Raw genomic sequence first — 15975 nt, 5'->3', positions numbered from 1 at the left:
TGTCCGGCACGGCCGGCGGCGGCTCGCAGAGGCGCGGCGCGGCCGATGGCTGGGGACAGCAAAGGAAGCCACAGGAATGTCGTAGAAGTCCAGTGCTTCTCCGAAGAACGGAACAGCCGAGCGCGAACACGCGCTGCGTCGCTTTTCAAAGACGGTAGACCCGGATCGCCGGTCGGAGAAATCGCGGCGGCCGGAGGGGTCGGAAACCGACCCCCCTGCAGACGCGGGCGAGGCGGCTGACAGCAGCGTTACCAGGGGCCGACAGCGTCCGTTCCGAGTGGTCTCGGGGCCCGCTGCCGGGCGCAACATAGCCGACGATCGCCGTTTAACCAAACCGGCAAACGCACGCTACAAACTTCGTCAGCGGTTCTGCGAAATGGGGTGGCCCATTCAAGGGTTATCGGCCACCGGTATGCGTACGAGCCGATCCGTCACAAAGCCTCGAGTAAGGAGATCTCGCCCGTGCATCAAACCGATCAACCTCTTGTCCCGGTGCCTGGCCGGCGAGTGAGGAAGGATCCGGCAGTACGTGGCTGACCGCCTCCTCACCGTTGCCGAAGCCGGGGAAGCGCTCGGCACGGGGGAACGCTTCATCCGTCGGCTCATAGCCGAGCGCCGTATCCGGTACGTCAAGCTGGGCCGACCGGTACGGATCCCCGCGAGCGCCCTCGACGAGTACGTCCAAGCACGCACCGTGGAACCGGCCGGTCGTCGCGGCCACCGGTGCGGAAGGGCGGCCTGATGGCAGGACGCACCCCACGCCGTCGGCGCGAGTTCGGGACCGTGCGGAAGCTTCCCTCCGGGAGCTGGCAGGCCCGCTACCTCGGCCCGGACGGTCAGCGTCACACCGCACCGGAGACGTTCGGCACCAAGACCGACGCGCAGAACTGGCTCAACCTCGTCCGCGCCGACATCGAGCGCAACCAGTGGACCGATCCCGACGCGGGCGCGATCAACTTCACCAAGTACACCGAACGATGGCTTCGTGAGCGCGGCCTTGCCCCGACCACGGTCGACCGCTACCAGGGCCTGCTGCGGCTCCACATCCTGCCTGCGTTCGGCGCCCTGGACCTCGACGAGATCGCGGCCCCCGCCGTCCGTGCCTGGCGGGCCGAACGACTGCAGGCGACCGGAGCGACCACCGTCGCGAAGTCGTACCGTCTGCTGAAGGCCATCCTCCAGACAGCGGTCGACGACGAGCTCCTTCGGACCAACCCATGCAGGATCAAGGGCGCCGGCACCGAGCATGCCGACGAGCGGCCGGTCGCCACCATCGAGCAGGTCTTCGCGCTCGCGGACGCCATGGGACCGCGGTGGCGGCTCATGGTGCTGCTCGGGGCGTTCGCCTCACTACGGCCCGAGGAACTCGCCGAACTCAGGCGCCACAGCGTCGACCTCGAGGAGTGCTCCCTGCGCATCACGCACGCCTCCCCGGAGCTGACCAACGGCCGGCGCGTCACAGGTCCCCCGAAGTCACGCGCCGGCCGGCGCACGGTTCACCTGCCGGACTTCCTGCTCCCCGAGCTACGCCGCCACCTCCAGTGGTTCGCCGAGAAGGAGCCCGACGGCCTGCTCTTCGTGGGGGAGAAGGGAGCACCGTTCCGGCGCTCGACCTTCGGCCGCAAGTGGCGCAGAGCCCGGGCGAAGGTCGGTATGCCGGACAGCTTCCGCTTCTACGACCTGCGGCACACGGGGAACACCCTCGCCGCGGATACCGGGGCCAAGCTGAAGGACCTCATGGTCCGCGCCGGACAGTCCTCCGAGCGCGCCCAGCTGATCTACCAGCACTCCACGGTGAAGCACCAGCGCAAGCTCGCACAAGGCATCGACGCGGCAGTGAGGCAGGGACTTCCGAAGGCTCCCTCGGCCGGGCCCAAGGTTCGCGGAATGTGACACGGCCCGTCAGGCCGCGTTCGCGCAAGCGAGTTTGCAGTGATGTGATGCAGGCCACATAAAATGCGTCTCATTATCCGAGACGATTGTGGGCAGAGCTGACTGCTGGGCGTTCAAGAGCCTGGTCTCGCACCTCGAATGAGGCGACTTAGGGCACGCGGAGGGCACGGAGCCCTAGAAGTGGTCTAGATAATAAACAAACCCCAGGCCGCTGACCTGGGGTTTCGATCTGGAGCGGGTGACGAGAATCGAACTCGCGCTCTCAGCTTGGGAAGCTGATGTTCTACCATTAAACTACACCCGCGTGATCCAGGACCCCGTAAACAGGTGGTGTCCGGACGCTCGGTCACTCTACCCCATGTCAGGCCCCCGGTGTTCGAGCCCGGGGGCCTGATGGTGTTTCAGGGGTGGATGCGGCTGCGGGGGGCAGAAGTTGGGGCGTACGGTGAAAGGGCGGGGTGCCGCCTGGAGTGCCGTTCCTTTGATCCCGTAATGTGGCTTTTGTCGTCAGGGCAGTTGGCCGGACGCGGCCTCTTGGGGAAGGGACTCTTGGACTTGATGGAGCGCACCGTCGTCCGCTGTGCCGATGGGCACGTGTTCACCGCCACCTCGTTTCCGATGCAGCAGGCCGAGCGACTCGGCCCCGGCCGGCTTCTGCGGTGTCCGCGCTGTACGCGGCTTCGCAGTGTCGTACCGGTGACCCTGCAGAAGCGGTAGCGCAGGAGAGACAGAGGACGCGGGCGCGTGGGGTGGCCGATGGTGGCCGGTCCGCGCGCTTTGCGTATTCTCGGGGCGTGCTTCTCTCAGACAAGGACATCCGGGCCGAGATCGACGCCGGACGGGTGCGGATCGATCCCTACGACGAATCCATGGTGCAGCCGTCCAGCATCGACGTACGCCTCGACCGCTACTTCCGGGTGTTCGAGAACCACCGGTATCCCCACATCGACCCCTCCGTCGAGCAGGCGGATCTCACCCGGCTCGTGGAGCCGGAGGGGGACGAACCGTTCATCCTGCATCCCGGTGAGTTCGTGCTGGCCAGTACGTACGAAGTCATCACGCTGCCCGACGATCTCGCCTCGCGGCTCGAAGGGAAGAGCTCGCTCGGGCGGCTCGGGCTGGTCACCCACTCCACCGCCGGGTTCATCGACCCCGGGTTCTCGGGGCACGTGACCCTCGAACTCAGCAACCTCGCGACGCTCCCGATCAAGCTGTGGCCCGGCATGAAGATCGGGCAGCTGTGCATGTTCCGGCTCAGCTCCCCGACCGAGCACCCGTACGGGAGCGAGCGGTACGGGTCGCGGTACCAGGGGCAGCGGGGGCCGACGGCCTCGCGGTCCTATCTCAACTTCCACCGGACGCAGGTGTGAGCGGCGTGCGCGAGAACCTCGGTTACGAGCAGTTCGGCGTCGCCGTCCGTGAGCTCGCCCAGACGATCGCCGACGACGGGTACGAGCCCGATGTCGTACTGAGCATCGCGCGCGGCGGTGTCTTCGTCGCCGGCGGGCTCGCCTACGCCCTGGACTGCAAGAACATCCACCTGGTGAACGTCGAGTTCTACACCGGCGTGGGGACCACCCTCGAGATGCCGGTCATGCTCGCGCCCGTGCCCGACGCCATCGACTTCACCGACAAGAAGGTGCTGATCGCGGACGACGTCGCCGACACCGGCAGGACGCTCAAGCTCGTGCGCGACTTCTGCCTCGACGCCGTCGCCGAGGTGCGCAGCGCCGTGGTCTACGAGAAGACGCAGTCGCTGGTGAAGTGCGAGTACGTCTGGAAGCGCACCGATGAGTGGATCAACTTCCCGTGGTCCGTCCAGCCGCCGGTCGTCAGGCGGTCCGGGCAGGTTCTCGACGCCTGAGAGCGACAGGAAAGAGGGGGCTCCCGGTACCGGGAGCCCCCTCTTCGTGCGTGCTCGCGTCAGAACGTGCCCAGCTTCACGATCGACAGCAGGGCGATCAGCTGGATCGCCGAGGCGCCCAGGGCCTTCGGCCAGGGGAGGTCGTGGGAGCGGCTGACCATGACCGTGAGCAGGGCGCCGGCCGCCACCCAGGTGGCCCAGCCGAGGATCTGGACGAAGGCGGCGTCACCGCCGGCGAACATGGCGAAGACCAGGCGGGGCGCGTCCGTGATGGACATGATCAGCATGGAGAGGCCGACCGTGGGCTGCCAGGCGCCGTCGCCGCCGAGCTGGCGGGCCAGGGTGTGGGTGACCACGCCGAGGACGAAGGCGCTGAGCGCCATCGCGACGGCGGTCGTCAGGACGATCGGGACGGCGTTCGACAGCGTGGCGTTGATCGCGTCCTCGCGCGCGGTGTCGAAGCCGAAGACGGCGAGCAGGCCGTAGAGGAAGGTGACGATGAGGGCGGGGCCCCACATCGAGTAGTCCCGCATCCGCAGGAACGTCTGGGCGGGGGACAGGACGATGCCCTTGAGCAGGTCCTTCCAGCGCAGGCGGGGGCCGGTCGGGCCGGCGGGCGGGGCCGCGCCGGCGCGGTAGGTGTCGCCCTGGTTGTAGGGGTCCTCGTTGATCGAGAAGGCCTGGGTGTGGCCCGGGTTGTTGGCCGCGTACGGGTCGTGCGGGCCGCCCTGGGCGCCGTGCGGGTACGCGCCGTCGCCGAAGTACTCGGGCTCGCCGTGACCGCCGTGGCCGCCGGGTACGCCCGGTCCGCCGTTCGCGTGCGGCCAGGGGCCGGCGCCGCCACCGCCGTACGACGGCTGTTGCGGGTACGGCTGCGGCGCCTGCGGGTAGCCGTACGACGGCCCCTGCGGCGTCTGCTGTCCGTGCGGGGGGTGTTGCGGTCGCGCGTGAGGAGCGCCGTTGTTGTTCCGGCCGCGTCCGATCCTGAATCCAGCCACGTCCTCGAACGTACCTGGTCCCGGGCGGCCGCGTGCCGGGCCCCGGCGTTCGGGCCCGGCTTTGCTGCCGAGCTGTGACATCCCCTAAGGGGACGTCAGCCGGGTCGTCCGTCCTCCGTAGGGCTCCGGGGCGGCCCGGTCCTACGGAGGACGGAGACCCGTGTCGGTCGGGGAAGGCGCCGCCGACCGCGGGCGGCGGTCAGCCGCCGAGGACCGTGCCGAGGTGCGGGGTGCCGGTGGCGGATACGCCCGTCGTTCCCGTGCCGAAGCTGATGGCGCCCGTGGTCGTCAGGCCGGTCGCCGAGCCGCGCAGGGACCAGACCGAGCCGTCGCCGGAGTTCTCGCCCGGCGCGGACAGGGACAGGTCGGCGCGGCCGTCGCCGGTGTGGTCGGTGAGGACGACGCGGGTGCCGAAGAGGTCGCCGGTCTCGGAGGCGCCGGGGACGCCCGCGGTGTTCTGGGTGAAGGACTGGGCGCCCTTGGTGGTGAGGCCCGAGGCCGAGCCGTACAGGACGGTGACGGCGCCGGTCCCGCTGTTCTCGCCCGCGGTGCCGACGGCGAGGTCGGCGTACCCGTCGCCGTTGATGTCGCCGAGGTCGACGCCGCTGCCGAAGCGGTCACCGGTCTCGGAGGCGCCGGGGACGCCGGCGGTGTCCTGGGTGAGGACGAGCGGGGCGCGGTCGGGGTCCAGGCCCTCCGGGCCGCCGTAGACGACCGTGACCTTGCCGCCCTTCGCGCCCTCGGCGTCGACGGAGGTCTCCCGGTCGTTGCCGACGGCGAAGTCGGGGTGGCCGTCGCGGTCGATGTCGCCGGCCGCGGAGACGTACCCGGCCGGCATCCGCTGCAGCCAGTCCGTGTAGTTGCCGATCCGCAGGTCGGCCAGGGAGGTGGCCGCGTCGCCGGTGTGCGCGGCGAGGCCGTGCAGGACCACCGGGCCGCTGCCGTCGCCGGGGGTGTCCGCGGAGGTGAGGTGGGTGACGCCGGGCGAGGAGGACCACCAGTCGTACTGCGAGCCGGAACCGCCGTTGTTCGTGCCGGACTTGGTGATCGGCCCGTCCACGACGGACAGGACGATCGGGCCGGTGGAGCCGACCGCGACGTCGAGGTCGCCGTCGTCGTCGAAGTCACCCGTGGTGAGGGCCTGGCCGTAGTGGTCGTAGTCCTCGTCGAAGAAGCTGAAGAGGGACCGGGCGCCGGACAGGCCGGACGCCGAGCCCCAGACGACGACGGCCGTGCCGCTGCTCGAGTCGCCGGTGACGTCCTCGCCGGGCGTGCCGATCAGGAGGTCGGCGTAGCCGTCGGTGTTCAGGTCGGCGGAGGCCAGGGCCGCGCCGAAGGCGTCGCCGGCCTCGGCGGCGCCGGGGACACCGGAGGTGTTCTGGGTGATCAGGGTGCGCGTCGAGGTCTTCGGGCCGCCGGCTCCGCCGTACACGACGGAGACCGCGCCGGCCTTCGGGTGGCCGCCGACCGTGGCGTCCGGGGCGCCGATCGCCAGGTCGGTGCGGCCGTCGCCGTTGAAGTCGTACGGGGTGGCGGCGGCCGGGGCGGCGTGCGCGGCGGGCGCGGTGAGGGCGAACGGGGCCAGGGTGGCCGCGACGAGTGTGACGGCGGCGGTGTGCAGGCGCATGGGGGACCTTGTGGTGGCGTGCGGAAGCGGACGGGATGTCACTGGGCGATCACCCAGGCGAAGTCGGCGCCGCCCTGGAGGGAGACGCCGCGGGCGGAGAGGAAGGTGGCGCCGGAGGTGGTCAGTCCGGAGGCGGTGCCGCGCATGACGGTGATGGCGCCGTAGCCGTTCTCGTAGCCGGCACCGGTGACGAGGTCGGCCTTGCCGTTCTTGTCGAGGTCGGCCAGGCGGACCGACATGCCGAAGGCGTCGTTGGTCTCGTTCGCGCCGGGGACGCCCGCGGTGTCCTGGGAGTACTGCTTGGCGCCCTTGCCGGTCAGGCCGGAGGCCGAGCCGAACAGGACGGTCACCGTGCCGGTGTCCTTCTTCGTGCCCAGGTCCTCGCCGAAGGCGCCGACCGCGATGTCGGCGTAGCCGTCGCCGTTGATGTCGCCCGCGCTCAGCGCGGCGCCGAACAGGTCGCCGTACTCGCCGCCGCCGGGCACGCCCTCCGTGTCCTGGTGGATCACGGCCGGCTTCTGCGCGGGGTCGGGTCCGTCCGGGCCGCCGTACCAGACGGTGATCTGGCCGCCCTTGTGGCCGTTGACCGAGTTGCCGTCGCTCGGGTCGCCGTAGTCGCCGAGGACGAGGTCGCCGTAGCCGTCCTTGTCGATGTCGGCGATCACGCCGTCGGCGCCGTCGGCGTGCGGGAGCTTGACGCGGGCGTAGTCCGACTCGGGGTGGGCGTCCCCGTTGCCGGGGTCGTGGCGGAAGTAGCTGATGTCGCCGGCCGGGTCGCCGTCGACGCCGAACGGGTAGACGCGCTCGGCCGTCCGGTCGCCGGTCATGTCGCCCGCGAACACCTCGTACGTCGAGCCGAGTTCGCCGACGTTCTGGTGGCTCAGGGGGGTGCCGGTGCGGGTGAAGGGGCCGTTGTAGAGGTGGGTGTGGCTCTGGCCGGTGACGGTCACGTCCGTGTCGCCGTCACCGTCGAAGTCGCCGGTCGCGATGCCGGAGGAGTAGCCGCCCCACTCGGAGAGGCCGGACGGCTGGGGCAGTCCCGCGCCGCCGGACAGTCCGGACTTGCCGCCCCAGAGGACGGTGACCGAGCCGATGCCGTCGCGTTCGCCGATGGCCTCGTACTGGGAGCCGACGACGAGGTCGGAGTAGCCGTCGCGGTCCAGGTCGGCGGCGGCCAGGCTGCCGCCGAAGCGGTCGCCGTACTCGGCCCCGCCCGGGACGCCGGTGGAGTTCTGGGTGATGATGGTCTTCTTCGCGGCCGAGACGCCGGAGGACGAGCCGTACAGCACGACGACGGCGCCCGCGTTCGACACGGAGCCCACGTCGGCGCTCGACGCGCCGATGGCGACGTCCCGGTATCCGTCGCCGTTGAAGTCGCCGGCCAGGCCGGAGGGGGCGGCGCCGGCCGACGGGGCCGACAGGGCGAGCAGACCGCCGGTGAGGGCGGCGGCGGTGGCGGTGGCCAGGGCGAGGCGCACGGAGCGCTGGTGCATGCGGAGTTCTCCTGCGGGTGCCGGACGCGGTCGGCGTGCCGGAAGGGTTCGGGGGGTGACATGCCGTGGTGCGGCGAAGGCGACGTACGCGCGGGTCGGGCGACCGGTGCGTACGCGCGGTTCATGATCGAGAACCGTAGGGGCCCTGCGCTCGTGGTGCGCGGGATTCTCGTGCGCTGCGGGCCGGGTCCGGCGACGGTCGCCGGACCCGGCCCGCGGCAGTGGCCGGGGCGGTCAGCCGTTGACGTGGAAGCCGAACATCGGGGAGCCCGTGCCCGACAGGCCGGCGGCGCCGAGGCCGATGCCGCGGCCGGTGGTGTTGATCTTCAGGCCGTCGGAGGTGAAGGCGACGGCGTAGCCGTTGGAGTCGTTCTCCCACGGCAGGCCGACGGTCAGGTCGGCCTTTCCGTCGCCGGTGACGTCGGAGAGGAGGACCTCGCCGCCGAAGCCGTCGCCCTCCTCGTTGCCGCCGGGGACGCCCGGGGTGTCCTGGTGCAGGGACTGGGTGCCGGTCTCGGAGAGGCCGCCGTTCCAGCCGTAGAGCACGGAGACCATGCCGGCGTCCTTGAACTCGCCCAGGTCCTCGCCCGGCGCGCCGATGACGAGGTCGTCGTGGCCGTCGCCGTTGATGTCGCCGAGGGAGACCTCGTAGCCGAAGTTGTCGCCGGTCTCGTTGCTGCCGGGCACGCCGGCGGTGTCCTGGCTGACCGTCTCGGCGGCGCCCTCGGGGCCGTACGACGTGCCGTAGACGATCTCCACGGCCCCGCCCTTGGCGGTGCCCGGGGTGTCCGTGGCGGGGTCCCACGAGTTGCCGATGACGATGTCGCCGTAGCCGTCGCCGTTCACGTCGCCGATGTCGGAGATGATGCCGGCGGGGAGCTTCTGGGCGCCCGAGGTGGTGGCTCCGGAGGAGGAGCCGGGCAGCCAGTAGTTGGCGTTGTACGAGTAGTCGCCGTCGCTGTCGCCCTCGTAGCCGTCGACCACCAGGTCGGTGCGGCCGTCGGCGTCGATGTCGCCGGGGGTGAGGTTGAAGATGTCGGTGCCCGGCACCTTGAGGATGGGCGCGGTGACGGTGTAGCGGCCGCCGGTGGAGCCGGACTTGGTGAAGCCGCCGCGGTAGATGTCGACCTTGTTGATGTCCGAGGCGATCGCGAGGTCGGCCCTGCCGTCGCCGTTGTAGTCGCCGGCGGCGACCACCTGTCCGAACCAGTCGTGGATGGAGCGGGTGGGGTCGGACACGGTGGTGCCGCCGGAGAGGCCGCCGGAGCCGCCCCACAGGATGACGACGGTGCCGCCGTTGGCGTCCGTGCCCGCGTCCTCGCCGGGGGCGCCCACGGCGAGGTCGGCGTAGCCGTCGCCGTTGAAGTCGCCGGGCGCGGTGTGGGCGCCGAACTGGTCGTCCTTCTCGGCGGCGCCCGGGACGCCCGCGCTGTCCTGGGTGAGGGTCTGGATCCTGCTCGCGCCGGCGCCCTCGGGGGAGCCGTAGAGGATCGTCACGGCGCCGGCGCCGCCCTTGCCGCTCACGTTGGCGAGCGGGGCGGTGACGGCGACGTCCCGGTAGCCGTCGCCGTTGAAGTCGCTGTCGAGGGCCGGGTCGGCGGCGGCCGCGGGGCCGGCCATGGCGACCAGCAGGCCGCCGGTGAGCGCGGCCGCGGTGGCGGTCGCGAGAGCGGTGCGGAGGTTCTTGTGCAAGGAGGTCTCCTGCGGTGTGCGGGACGGCCGCCGGGTTCGGCCGTCCACGGATGCTGGTGCGGTATGTCACCCGTGTTCGCCCCGAGTTGTCCTGTGGTTCACGGGTGATCGCCGATCAGGAGACCTCCGGGCCCCCCGGAGGGTTGTACGTGAGCATGACGAAGGGGCCGCCCGGTCGGACGGCCCCTTCGGTGAGGTGTCGCGTTACTTCACCGGCTCCGGTTCCGGGGCGCTCTCGCTCTCCTCGTCGCCCGCCGGGTCGGCCGGGGTCTTGACGGACTCCAGCAGCAGCTGGGCGACGTCGACGACCTGGACGGTCTCCTTGGCCTTGCCCTCGTTCTTCTTGCCGTTGACCGAGTCGGTCAGCATGACCAGGCAGAACGGGCAGGCGGTGGAGACGATGTCCGGGTTCAGGGACAGGGCTTCGTCGACGCGCTCGTTGTTGATGCGCTTGCCGATCCGCTCCTCCATCCACATCCGGGCGCCGCCGGCGCCGCAGCAGAAGCCGCGCTCCTTGTGGCGGTGCATCTCCTCGTTGCGCAGGCCCGGGACGTTGGCGATGATCTCGCGCGGGGGCGTGTAGATCTTGTTGTGGCGGCCCAGGTAGCACGGGTCGTGGTAGGTGATGAGGCCCTCGACCGGGGTGACCGGGATGAGCTTGCCCCCGTCGACCAGGTGCTGGAGCAGCTGGGTGTGGTGGATGACCTCGTAGTCGCCGCCGAGCTGCGGGTACTCGTTGCCGAGGGTGTTGAGGCAGTGCGGGCAGGTGGCGACGATCTTCTTCGCCGACTTGGGCTTCTTCGACTCCTCGGTGAAGTTGCCCTCGTCGTCCATCTCCTCGCCGAACGCCATGTTCAGCGCGGAGACGTTCTCCATGCCGAGCTCCTGGAACAGCGGCTCGTTGCCCAGGCGCCGTGCCGAGTCACCGGTGCACTTCTCGTCGCCGCCCATGATCGCGAACTTGACGCCCGCGATGTGGAGGAGTTCCGCGAAGGCCTTCGTGGTCTTCTTGGCGCGGTCCTCCAGGGCACCGGCGCAGCCGACCCAGTACAGGTACTCGACCTCGGACAGGTCCTCGATGTCCTTGCCGACGACCGGGATCTCGAAGTCGACCTCCTTGGTCCACTCCAGGCGCTGCTTCTTGGCCAGGCCCCAGGGGTTGCCCTTCTTCTCCAGGTTCTTGAGCATCGTGCCCGCCTCGGACGGGAACGCGGACTCGATCATCACCTGGTAGCGGCGCATGTCGACGATGTGGTCGACGTGCTCGATGTCGACGGGGCACTGCTCGACACAGGCGCCGCAGGTGGTGCAGGACCACAGGACGTCCGGGTCGATGACGCCGTTCTCTTCGAGGGTGCCGATCAGCGGGCGCTCGGCCTCCGCGAGAGCGGCGGCGGGCACGCCCGCCAGCTGCTCCTCGGACGCCTTCTCCTCGCCCTCCGTGGTCTTGCCGCCACCGGCCAGCAGGTAGGGGGCCTTGGCGTGCGCGTGGTCGCGCAGGGACATGATCAGGAGCTTGGGGGAGAGCGGCTTGCCGGTGTTCCAGGCGGGGCACTGCGACTGGCAGCGTCCGCACTCGGTGCAGGTGGAGAAGTCCAGCAGGCCCTTCCAGGAGAACTGCTCGACCTGGGAGACGCCGAAGACGTCGTCGTCACCGGGGTCGGTGAAGTCGATCGGCCTGCCGCCGGACGTCATCGGCTGCAGGGCGCCCAGGGCGGTCCCGCCGGTGGCCTCGCGCTTGAACCAGATGTTCGGGAAGGCCAGGAAGCGGTGCCAGGCCACGCCCATGTTGGTGTTGAGCGAGACCACGATCATCCAGATGAACGAGGTCCCGATCTTGATCATGGCGACCAGGTAGACCAGGTTCTGCAGCGCGGCGACCGACAGGCCCTTGAAGGCCAGGACCAGCGGGTACGAGGCGAAGTACGCGGCCTCGTAGTGGTCCACGTGGTGCAGTGCGCCCTCCAGGCCGCGCAGCACGTAGATCGCCAGGCCGATGGTGAGGATGACGTACTCGACGAAGTACGCCTGGCCGGCCTTGGAGCCCGCGAAGCGGGACTTGCGGCCGGGCCGCGACGGCAGGCTCATGAGCCGGATGGCGATGAGCACGGCGATGCCGAGCACGGTCATCACACCGATGAACTCGATGTACAGCTCGAACGGCAGGAAGCCGCCGATGACCGGCAGCACCCAGTCGGCCTCGAAGAGCTGGCCGAAGGCCTGGGCGAGGGTCGGCGGCAGCGTCAGGAAGCCGACCGCGACGAACCAGTGGGCGATGCCGACGACGCCCCACCGGTTCATGCGGGTGTGGCCGAGGAACTCCCGCACCAGGGTCACACTGCGCTGATAGGGATTGTCGGTCCGGGCGCCGGCCGGGACCGGCTGGCCCAGCTTGAAGTACCGGACGAACTGGCCGATCGCGCGTGCGAGCAGCGCAACGCCGACCACGGTCAGGACCAGCGACACGATGATCGCGGCGAGTTGCATGGGGGCTCCTCGGGCCTGCGAGGGGTGTGAAGAGGGATTTTCGGGACTTCGCCGGGGGCTCCATGACGGCTTCCCCGAGATTACTAAGCGGTAACTTATGCAGTCCGTTCGAGACTACCCTCATCCCCGGCCGCACTGTAGCCGGGCACGGAGTGATCTGGATCGCTGAGGGTCGCCTGTGGCGGAGCCCTCGGGGGCGTCCCGGATGGCGTCCGGGATCCGATCGTGTTATTCACGCTAAATCGGTCCATATGCCCCTAACTTATATCCGTGCTCTACGGGATCGCCGCCGCCGCCACCGCCCTGCTGCTCTCCGCCCTCCTCGCGGAACTGCTGCGGGTCCCCGCCCTGCGTCTGGGAATCCTGGACCGCAGACGCCGCTGGGCGCTGCCGCTGTCCGGGGGAACGGCCGTCGTGCTGGCGACCGGGCTGGTGGCGGGGCTCGGCGACCGCGCGGGACTCGCCCCGCTCGGCACCGGGATCGGGCGGCTGCTGGCCGCCGGGGCCTGGATCGGCGTACTCGGGCTGGCCGCCGACGCGTGGCGGCTGCGGTGGTGGATCCCGCTCGCCGGTACGGCCGTGGCGGCGGCGCTCGTCGTGCCGTACGGGGAGACCGGGGTGCCCGGGGGCGTGCTCGCCGTGGGGTGGATCGTGGCGGTCGCCGCCGCGTTCCGGGGGCTCGACCACGTGGACGGGCTGGCCGGCACCGTGGGGGCGGTGACCGCGTTCGGGGTGGCGGCCTGTGCGGCGATCGAGCTGATGGACGGGATCGCGGTCCTGCTGGGCGTGCTGGCCGCCGCGCTCGCCGGGTTCCTGCTGCACAACTGGCATCCCGCGCGGGTCGGCCTCGGGGCGGGCGGCTCGCTGTTCACGGGGTTCGTGGTGGCCTCGGCGGCGGTGTTCGTGCGGGCCGGACAGGGAATCGGGGCCGGTGCCGGGGTGTTGTTCGCCCTGACGGCCGTGGTGTGCGCCGACGCCGTACTGGTGGTCCTCGCGCGGCGGCTGTCCCGGTGGCCGGTGACCCGCGGCCGGCCGGATCATCTCGGGCACCGGCTGCGGCGGCTCGGGCTCGCCCCCCGGGCGGTGACCGTACTGCTCGGCGTCGGAGCGCTGGGCGGGGTGTCCGTGGGGGTGGCCGTCCACATCGGGCGGGTGTCCGGGGGTGCGGTGGTGTGGGTGGCGGCGGTGGCCGCGGTGGTCGTCCTCGCGTTCGTACGCCTTCCTGTCACCCCTGTTTTCCGTCCCCGCCAACGATCCTCCGAGGCATCGCCGCAGGTCACAGGGCGGTTGCGTGTAAGGAGTGGATAAGAGTTGAGCCTGCCCGACTCAGCTCTGTTGACCCCGCGCCGAGTGTCATGCATGCTTGAGTCCGTTCCACTCAAGTCAGTTGGAGGAATCGAAATGGCACGTGCGGTCGGCATCGACCTGGGCACGACTAACTCCGTCGTCAGCGTTCTGGAGGGCGGCGAGCCCACCGTCATCACCAACGCCGAGGGCGCCAGGACCACGCCGTCCGTCGTCGCCTTCGCCAAGAACGGTGAGGTGCTGGTCGGCGAGGTGGCCAAGCGTCAGGCGGTCACGAACGTCGACAGGACCATCCGGTCGGTCAAGCGCCACATGGGCACCGACTGGAAGATCGAGCTCGACGGGAAGCCCTTCAACCCGCAGCAGATGAGCGCCTTCGTGCTGCAGAAGCTGAAGCGCGACGCCGAGTCGTACCTGGGCGAGAAGGTCACGGACGCGGTCATCACCGTCCCGGCGTACTTCAACGACGCGGAGCGCCAGGCGACCAAGGAGGCCGGTGAGATCGCCGGTCTGAACGTGCTGCGCATCGTCAACGAGCCGACGGCCGCCGCCCTGGCGTACGGCCTCGACAAGGACGACCAGACCATCCTCGTCTTCGACCTCGGTGGCGGTACGTTCGACGTCTCGCTGCTGGAGATCGGCGACGGTGTCGTCGAGGTGAAGGCCACCAACGGTGACAACAACCTCGGTGGCGACGACTGGGACCAGCGCGTCGTCGACTACCTGGTCAAGCAGTTCCAGTCCGGCCACGGCGTGGACCTGGGCAAGGACAAGATGGCGCTGCAGCGCCTGCGTGAGGCCGCCGAGAAGGCGAAGATCGAGCTGTCCTCGTCCACCGAGACCACGATCAACCTCCCCTACATCACCGCGTCCGCCGAGGGCCCGCTGCACCTGGACGAGAAGCTCACCCGCGCCCAGTTCCAGCAGCTCACGGCCGACCTGCTGGAGCGCTGCAAGACGCCGTTCCACAACGTCATCAAGGACGCCGGCATCCAGCTCAGCGAGATCGACCACGTCGTTCTCGTCGGTGGCTCCACCCGTATGCCCGCCGTCGCCGAGCTCGTCAAGGAGATGACCGGCGGCAAGGAGGCCAACAAGGGCGTCAACCCGGACGAGGTCGTCTCGATCGGTGCCGTCCTCCAGGCCGGTGTGCTCAAGGGCGAGGTCAAGGACGTCCTGCTGCTCGACGTCACCCCGCTGTCCCTCGGTATCGAGACCAAGGGCGGCATCATGACCAAGCTGATCGAGCGCAACACCACGATCCCGACGAAGCGCTCCGAGATCTTCACCACGGCCGAGGACAACCAGCCGTCGGTGCAGATCCAGGTCTACCAGGGCGAGCGCGAGATCGCGGCGTACAACAAGAAGCTCGGCATGTTCGAGCTGACCGGTCTGCCCCCGGCGCCGCGCGGCGTCCCGCAGATCGAGGTCTCCTTCGACATCGACGCCAACGGCATCATGCACGTGACCGCGAAGGACCTGGGCACGGGCAAGGAGCAGAAGATGACCGTCACCGGCGGCTCCTCGCTGCCGAAGGACGAGGTCGACCGGATGCGCCAGGAGGCCGAGAAGTACGCGGAGGAGGACCACGCCCGCCGCGAGGCCGCCGAGTCCCGCAACCAGGGCGAGCAGCTCGTCTACCAGACCGAGAAGTTCCTCAGCGACAACGAGGACAAGGTCCCCGGTGACGTCAAGACCGAGGTCGAGACCGCCATCGCCGAGCTGAAGGAGAAGCTCAAGGGCGAGGACTCCGCCGAGATCCGCACCGCCACGGAGAAGGTCGCGGCCGTCTCCCAGAAGCTGGGCCAGGCCATGTACGCCGATGCCCAGGCCGGCCAGGCGGCCGGCGGCGCGTCCGCCGGTGCCGGTGAGGCCAAGGCCGACGACGACGTCGTCGACGCCGAGATCGTCGACGAGGACCGCAAGGACGGTGCGGCGTGACCGAGGAGACCCCGGGCTTCGACGAGCAGTCGCAGCAGCCCGACGTCCCCTCCGACGAAGCCGAGCCGAAGGCCGCCGCCCAGCCCTCCACGGAGGAGGGGGCGGCCCCGGCCGGGGACACGGGCCAGGAAGCGGCACTGGTGGCCCAGCTGGACCAGGCGCGCACGGCGCTCAGCGAGCGCACGGCGGACCTCCAGCGCCTCCAGGCCGAGTTCCAGAACTACCGGCGCCGGGTCGAGCGCGACCGGATCGCGGTGAAGGAGGTCGCCGTGGCGAACCTCCTGAGCGAGCTGCTCCCCGTGCTCGACGACGTCGGCCGCGCGCGGGAACACGGCGAGCTGGTCGGCGGCTTCAAGTCCGTCGCGGAGTCGCTGGAGACGGTCATCGCCAAGATGGGCCTCCAGCAGTTCGGCAAGGAGGGCGAGCCCTTCGACCCGACGATCCACGAGGCCCTGATGCACAGCTACGCGCCGGACGTCACCGAGACGACGTGCGTGGCGATTCTGCAGCCGGGGTACCGCATCGGCGAGCGCACCATCCGCCCCGCGCGGGTGGCCGTCGCCGAGCCGCAGCCCGGTGCGCAGACGGTCAAGCCGGCCGAGGAGAGCACCGAGGCGCAGGCCGATCCGGAGAACAAGGAGAGCGGTGGCCCGGACGAGGGCTGACGCGGGAGTC

Annotated in this window: 12 protein-coding genes and 1 tRNA gene; 7 read left to right on the top strand and 6 right to left on the bottom strand. The window is 70.3% G+C overall.

All coding sequences use genetic code 11. The features are described 5' to 3' along the window. Positions 1-529 precede the first annotated feature (529 nt). A complete protein-coding gene (locus ACH4VX_RS15150) occupies positions 530-742 on the top strand; it encodes an excisionase family DNA-binding protein (protein WP_398367842.1) in 213 nt (70 codons plus the stop codon). Continuing rightward, positions 742-1893, top strand: a complete 1152-nt coding sequence (locus ACH4VX_RS15145) for a tyrosine-type recombinase/integrase (RefSeq protein ID WP_398367841.1) — start codon at positions 742-744, stop codon at positions 1891-1893. Before ACH4VX_RS15150 ends, ACH4VX_RS15145 begins: the two co-directional genes overlap by 1 nt. A 230-nt stretch (positions 1894-2123) precedes the next feature. Here ACH4VX_RS15145 and ACH4VX_RS15140 read toward each other — a convergent pair. Further along, a tRNA-Gly gene (locus tag ACH4VX_RS15140) sits at positions 2124-2197 on the bottom strand. Between the two features lie 490 nt (positions 2198-2687). Between ACH4VX_RS15140 and dcd the strand changes: the two genes are divergently transcribed. Beyond that, on the top strand, positions 2688-3263 hold the full coding sequence (dcd, locus tag ACH4VX_RS15135) for a dCTP deaminase (RefSeq protein WP_184967545.1): 576 nt from the start codon (positions 2688-2690) through the stop codon (positions 3261-3263). Continuing rightward, positions 3260-3757 (top strand): phosphoribosyltransferase, encoded by a 498-nt coding sequence (locus ACH4VX_RS15130; protein ID WP_398367840.1) that lies wholly within the window; start codon positions 3260-3262, stop codon positions 3755-3757. Before dcd ends, ACH4VX_RS15130 begins: the two co-directional genes overlap by 4 nt. A gap of 59 nt (positions 3758-3816) precedes the next feature. Here the strand turns inward: ACH4VX_RS15130 and ACH4VX_RS15125 are convergent, their stop codons facing one another. The 5 genes from ACH4VX_RS15125 to ACH4VX_RS15105 all read right to left on the bottom strand — a co-directional run bounded on the left by ACH4VX_RS15125 (position 3817) and on the right by ACH4VX_RS15105 (position 12054). Continuing rightward, a complete protein-coding gene (locus tag ACH4VX_RS15125) occupies positions 3817-4836 on the bottom strand; it encodes a Yip1 family protein (RefSeq protein WP_398367839.1) in 1020 nt (339 codons plus the stop codon). Between the two features lie 118 nt (positions 4837-4954). Further along, positions 4955-6382, bottom strand: a complete 1428-nt coding sequence (locus tag ACH4VX_RS15120) for a hypothetical protein (RefSeq protein WP_398367838.1) — start codon at positions 6380-6382, stop codon at positions 4955-4957. A 38-nt stretch (positions 6383-6420) separates the two neighbouring features. Then, entirely contained in the window at positions 6421-7875 is a 1455-nt protein-coding gene (locus tag ACH4VX_RS15115; RefSeq protein WP_398367837.1) for an FG-GAP repeat protein, read from the bottom strand. Positions 7876-8109: 234 nt separating this feature from the next. Next, a complete protein-coding gene (locus ACH4VX_RS15110) occupies positions 8110-9567 on the bottom strand; it encodes an FG-GAP-like repeat-containing protein (protein WP_398367836.1) in 1458 nt (485 codons plus the stop codon). Between the two features lie 204 nt (positions 9568-9771). Continuing rightward, positions 9772-12054, bottom strand: a complete 2283-nt coding sequence (locus tag ACH4VX_RS15105) for a (Fe-S)-binding protein (RefSeq protein ID WP_398367835.1) — start codon at positions 12052-12054, stop codon at positions 9772-9774. Positions 12055-12324: 270 nt separating this feature from the next. Here ACH4VX_RS15105 and ACH4VX_RS15100 point away from each other — a divergent pair, with 270 nt between their 5' ends. From ACH4VX_RS15100 to grpE, 3 genes are all read left to right on the top strand, one after another. Further along, positions 12325-13362: an MraY family glycosyltransferase gene (locus ACH4VX_RS15100; protein WP_398367834.1), complete on the top strand. Its 1038-nt coding sequence runs from the start codon at positions 12325-12327 to the stop codon at positions 13360-13362. Between the two features lie 93 nt (positions 13363-13455). After that, complete coding sequence (gene dnaK / locus ACH4VX_RS15095) at positions 13456-15300, top strand: molecular chaperone DnaK (protein WP_398367833.1); 1845 nt, start codon at positions 13456-13458, stop codon at positions 15298-15300. Then, positions 15297-15965, top strand: coding sequence for a nucleotide exchange factor GrpE (gene grpE, locus ACH4VX_RS15090; protein WP_398367832.1), 669 nt, complete (start codon positions 15297-15299; stop codon positions 15963-15965). Before dnaK ends, grpE begins: the two co-directional genes overlap by 4 nt. Positions 15966-15975 lie beyond the last annotated feature (10 nt).

It is taken from the genome of Streptomyces sp. NPDC020731, assembly GCF_044334705.1.
Lineage (GTDB): Bacteria > Actinomycetota > Actinomycetes > Streptomycetales > Streptomycetaceae > Streptomyces.
This window is presented reverse-complemented; position numbering and strand designations above follow the sequence as displayed.

Bases quoted from the DNA above. Each gene is read 5' to 3' on its own strand.
- ACH4VX_RS15145 (WP_398367841.1), top strand. From the start codon at position 742: ATGGCAGGACGCACCCCACGCCGTCGGCGCGAGTTCGGGACCGTGCGG.
- ACH4VX_RS15125 (WP_398367839.1), bottom strand. From the start codon at position 4,836: ATGTCACAGCTCGGCAGCAAAGCCGGGCCCGAACGCCGGGGCCCGGCA.
- ACH4VX_RS15120 (WP_398367838.1), bottom strand. From the start codon at position 6,382: ATGCGCCTGCACACCGCCGCCGTCACACTCGTCGCGGCCACCCTGGCC.
- ACH4VX_RS15115 (WP_398367837.1), bottom strand. From the start codon at position 7,875: ATGCACCAGCGCTCCGTGCGCCTCGCCCTGGCCACCGCCACCGCCGCC.
- ACH4VX_RS15105 (WP_398367835.1), bottom strand. From the start codon at position 12,054: ATGCAACTCGCCGCGATCATCGTGTCGCTGGTCCTGACCGTGGTCGGC.
- dnaK (WP_398367833.1), top strand. From the start codon at position 13,456: ATGGCACGTGCGGTCGGCATCGACCTGGGCACGACTAACTCCGTCGTC.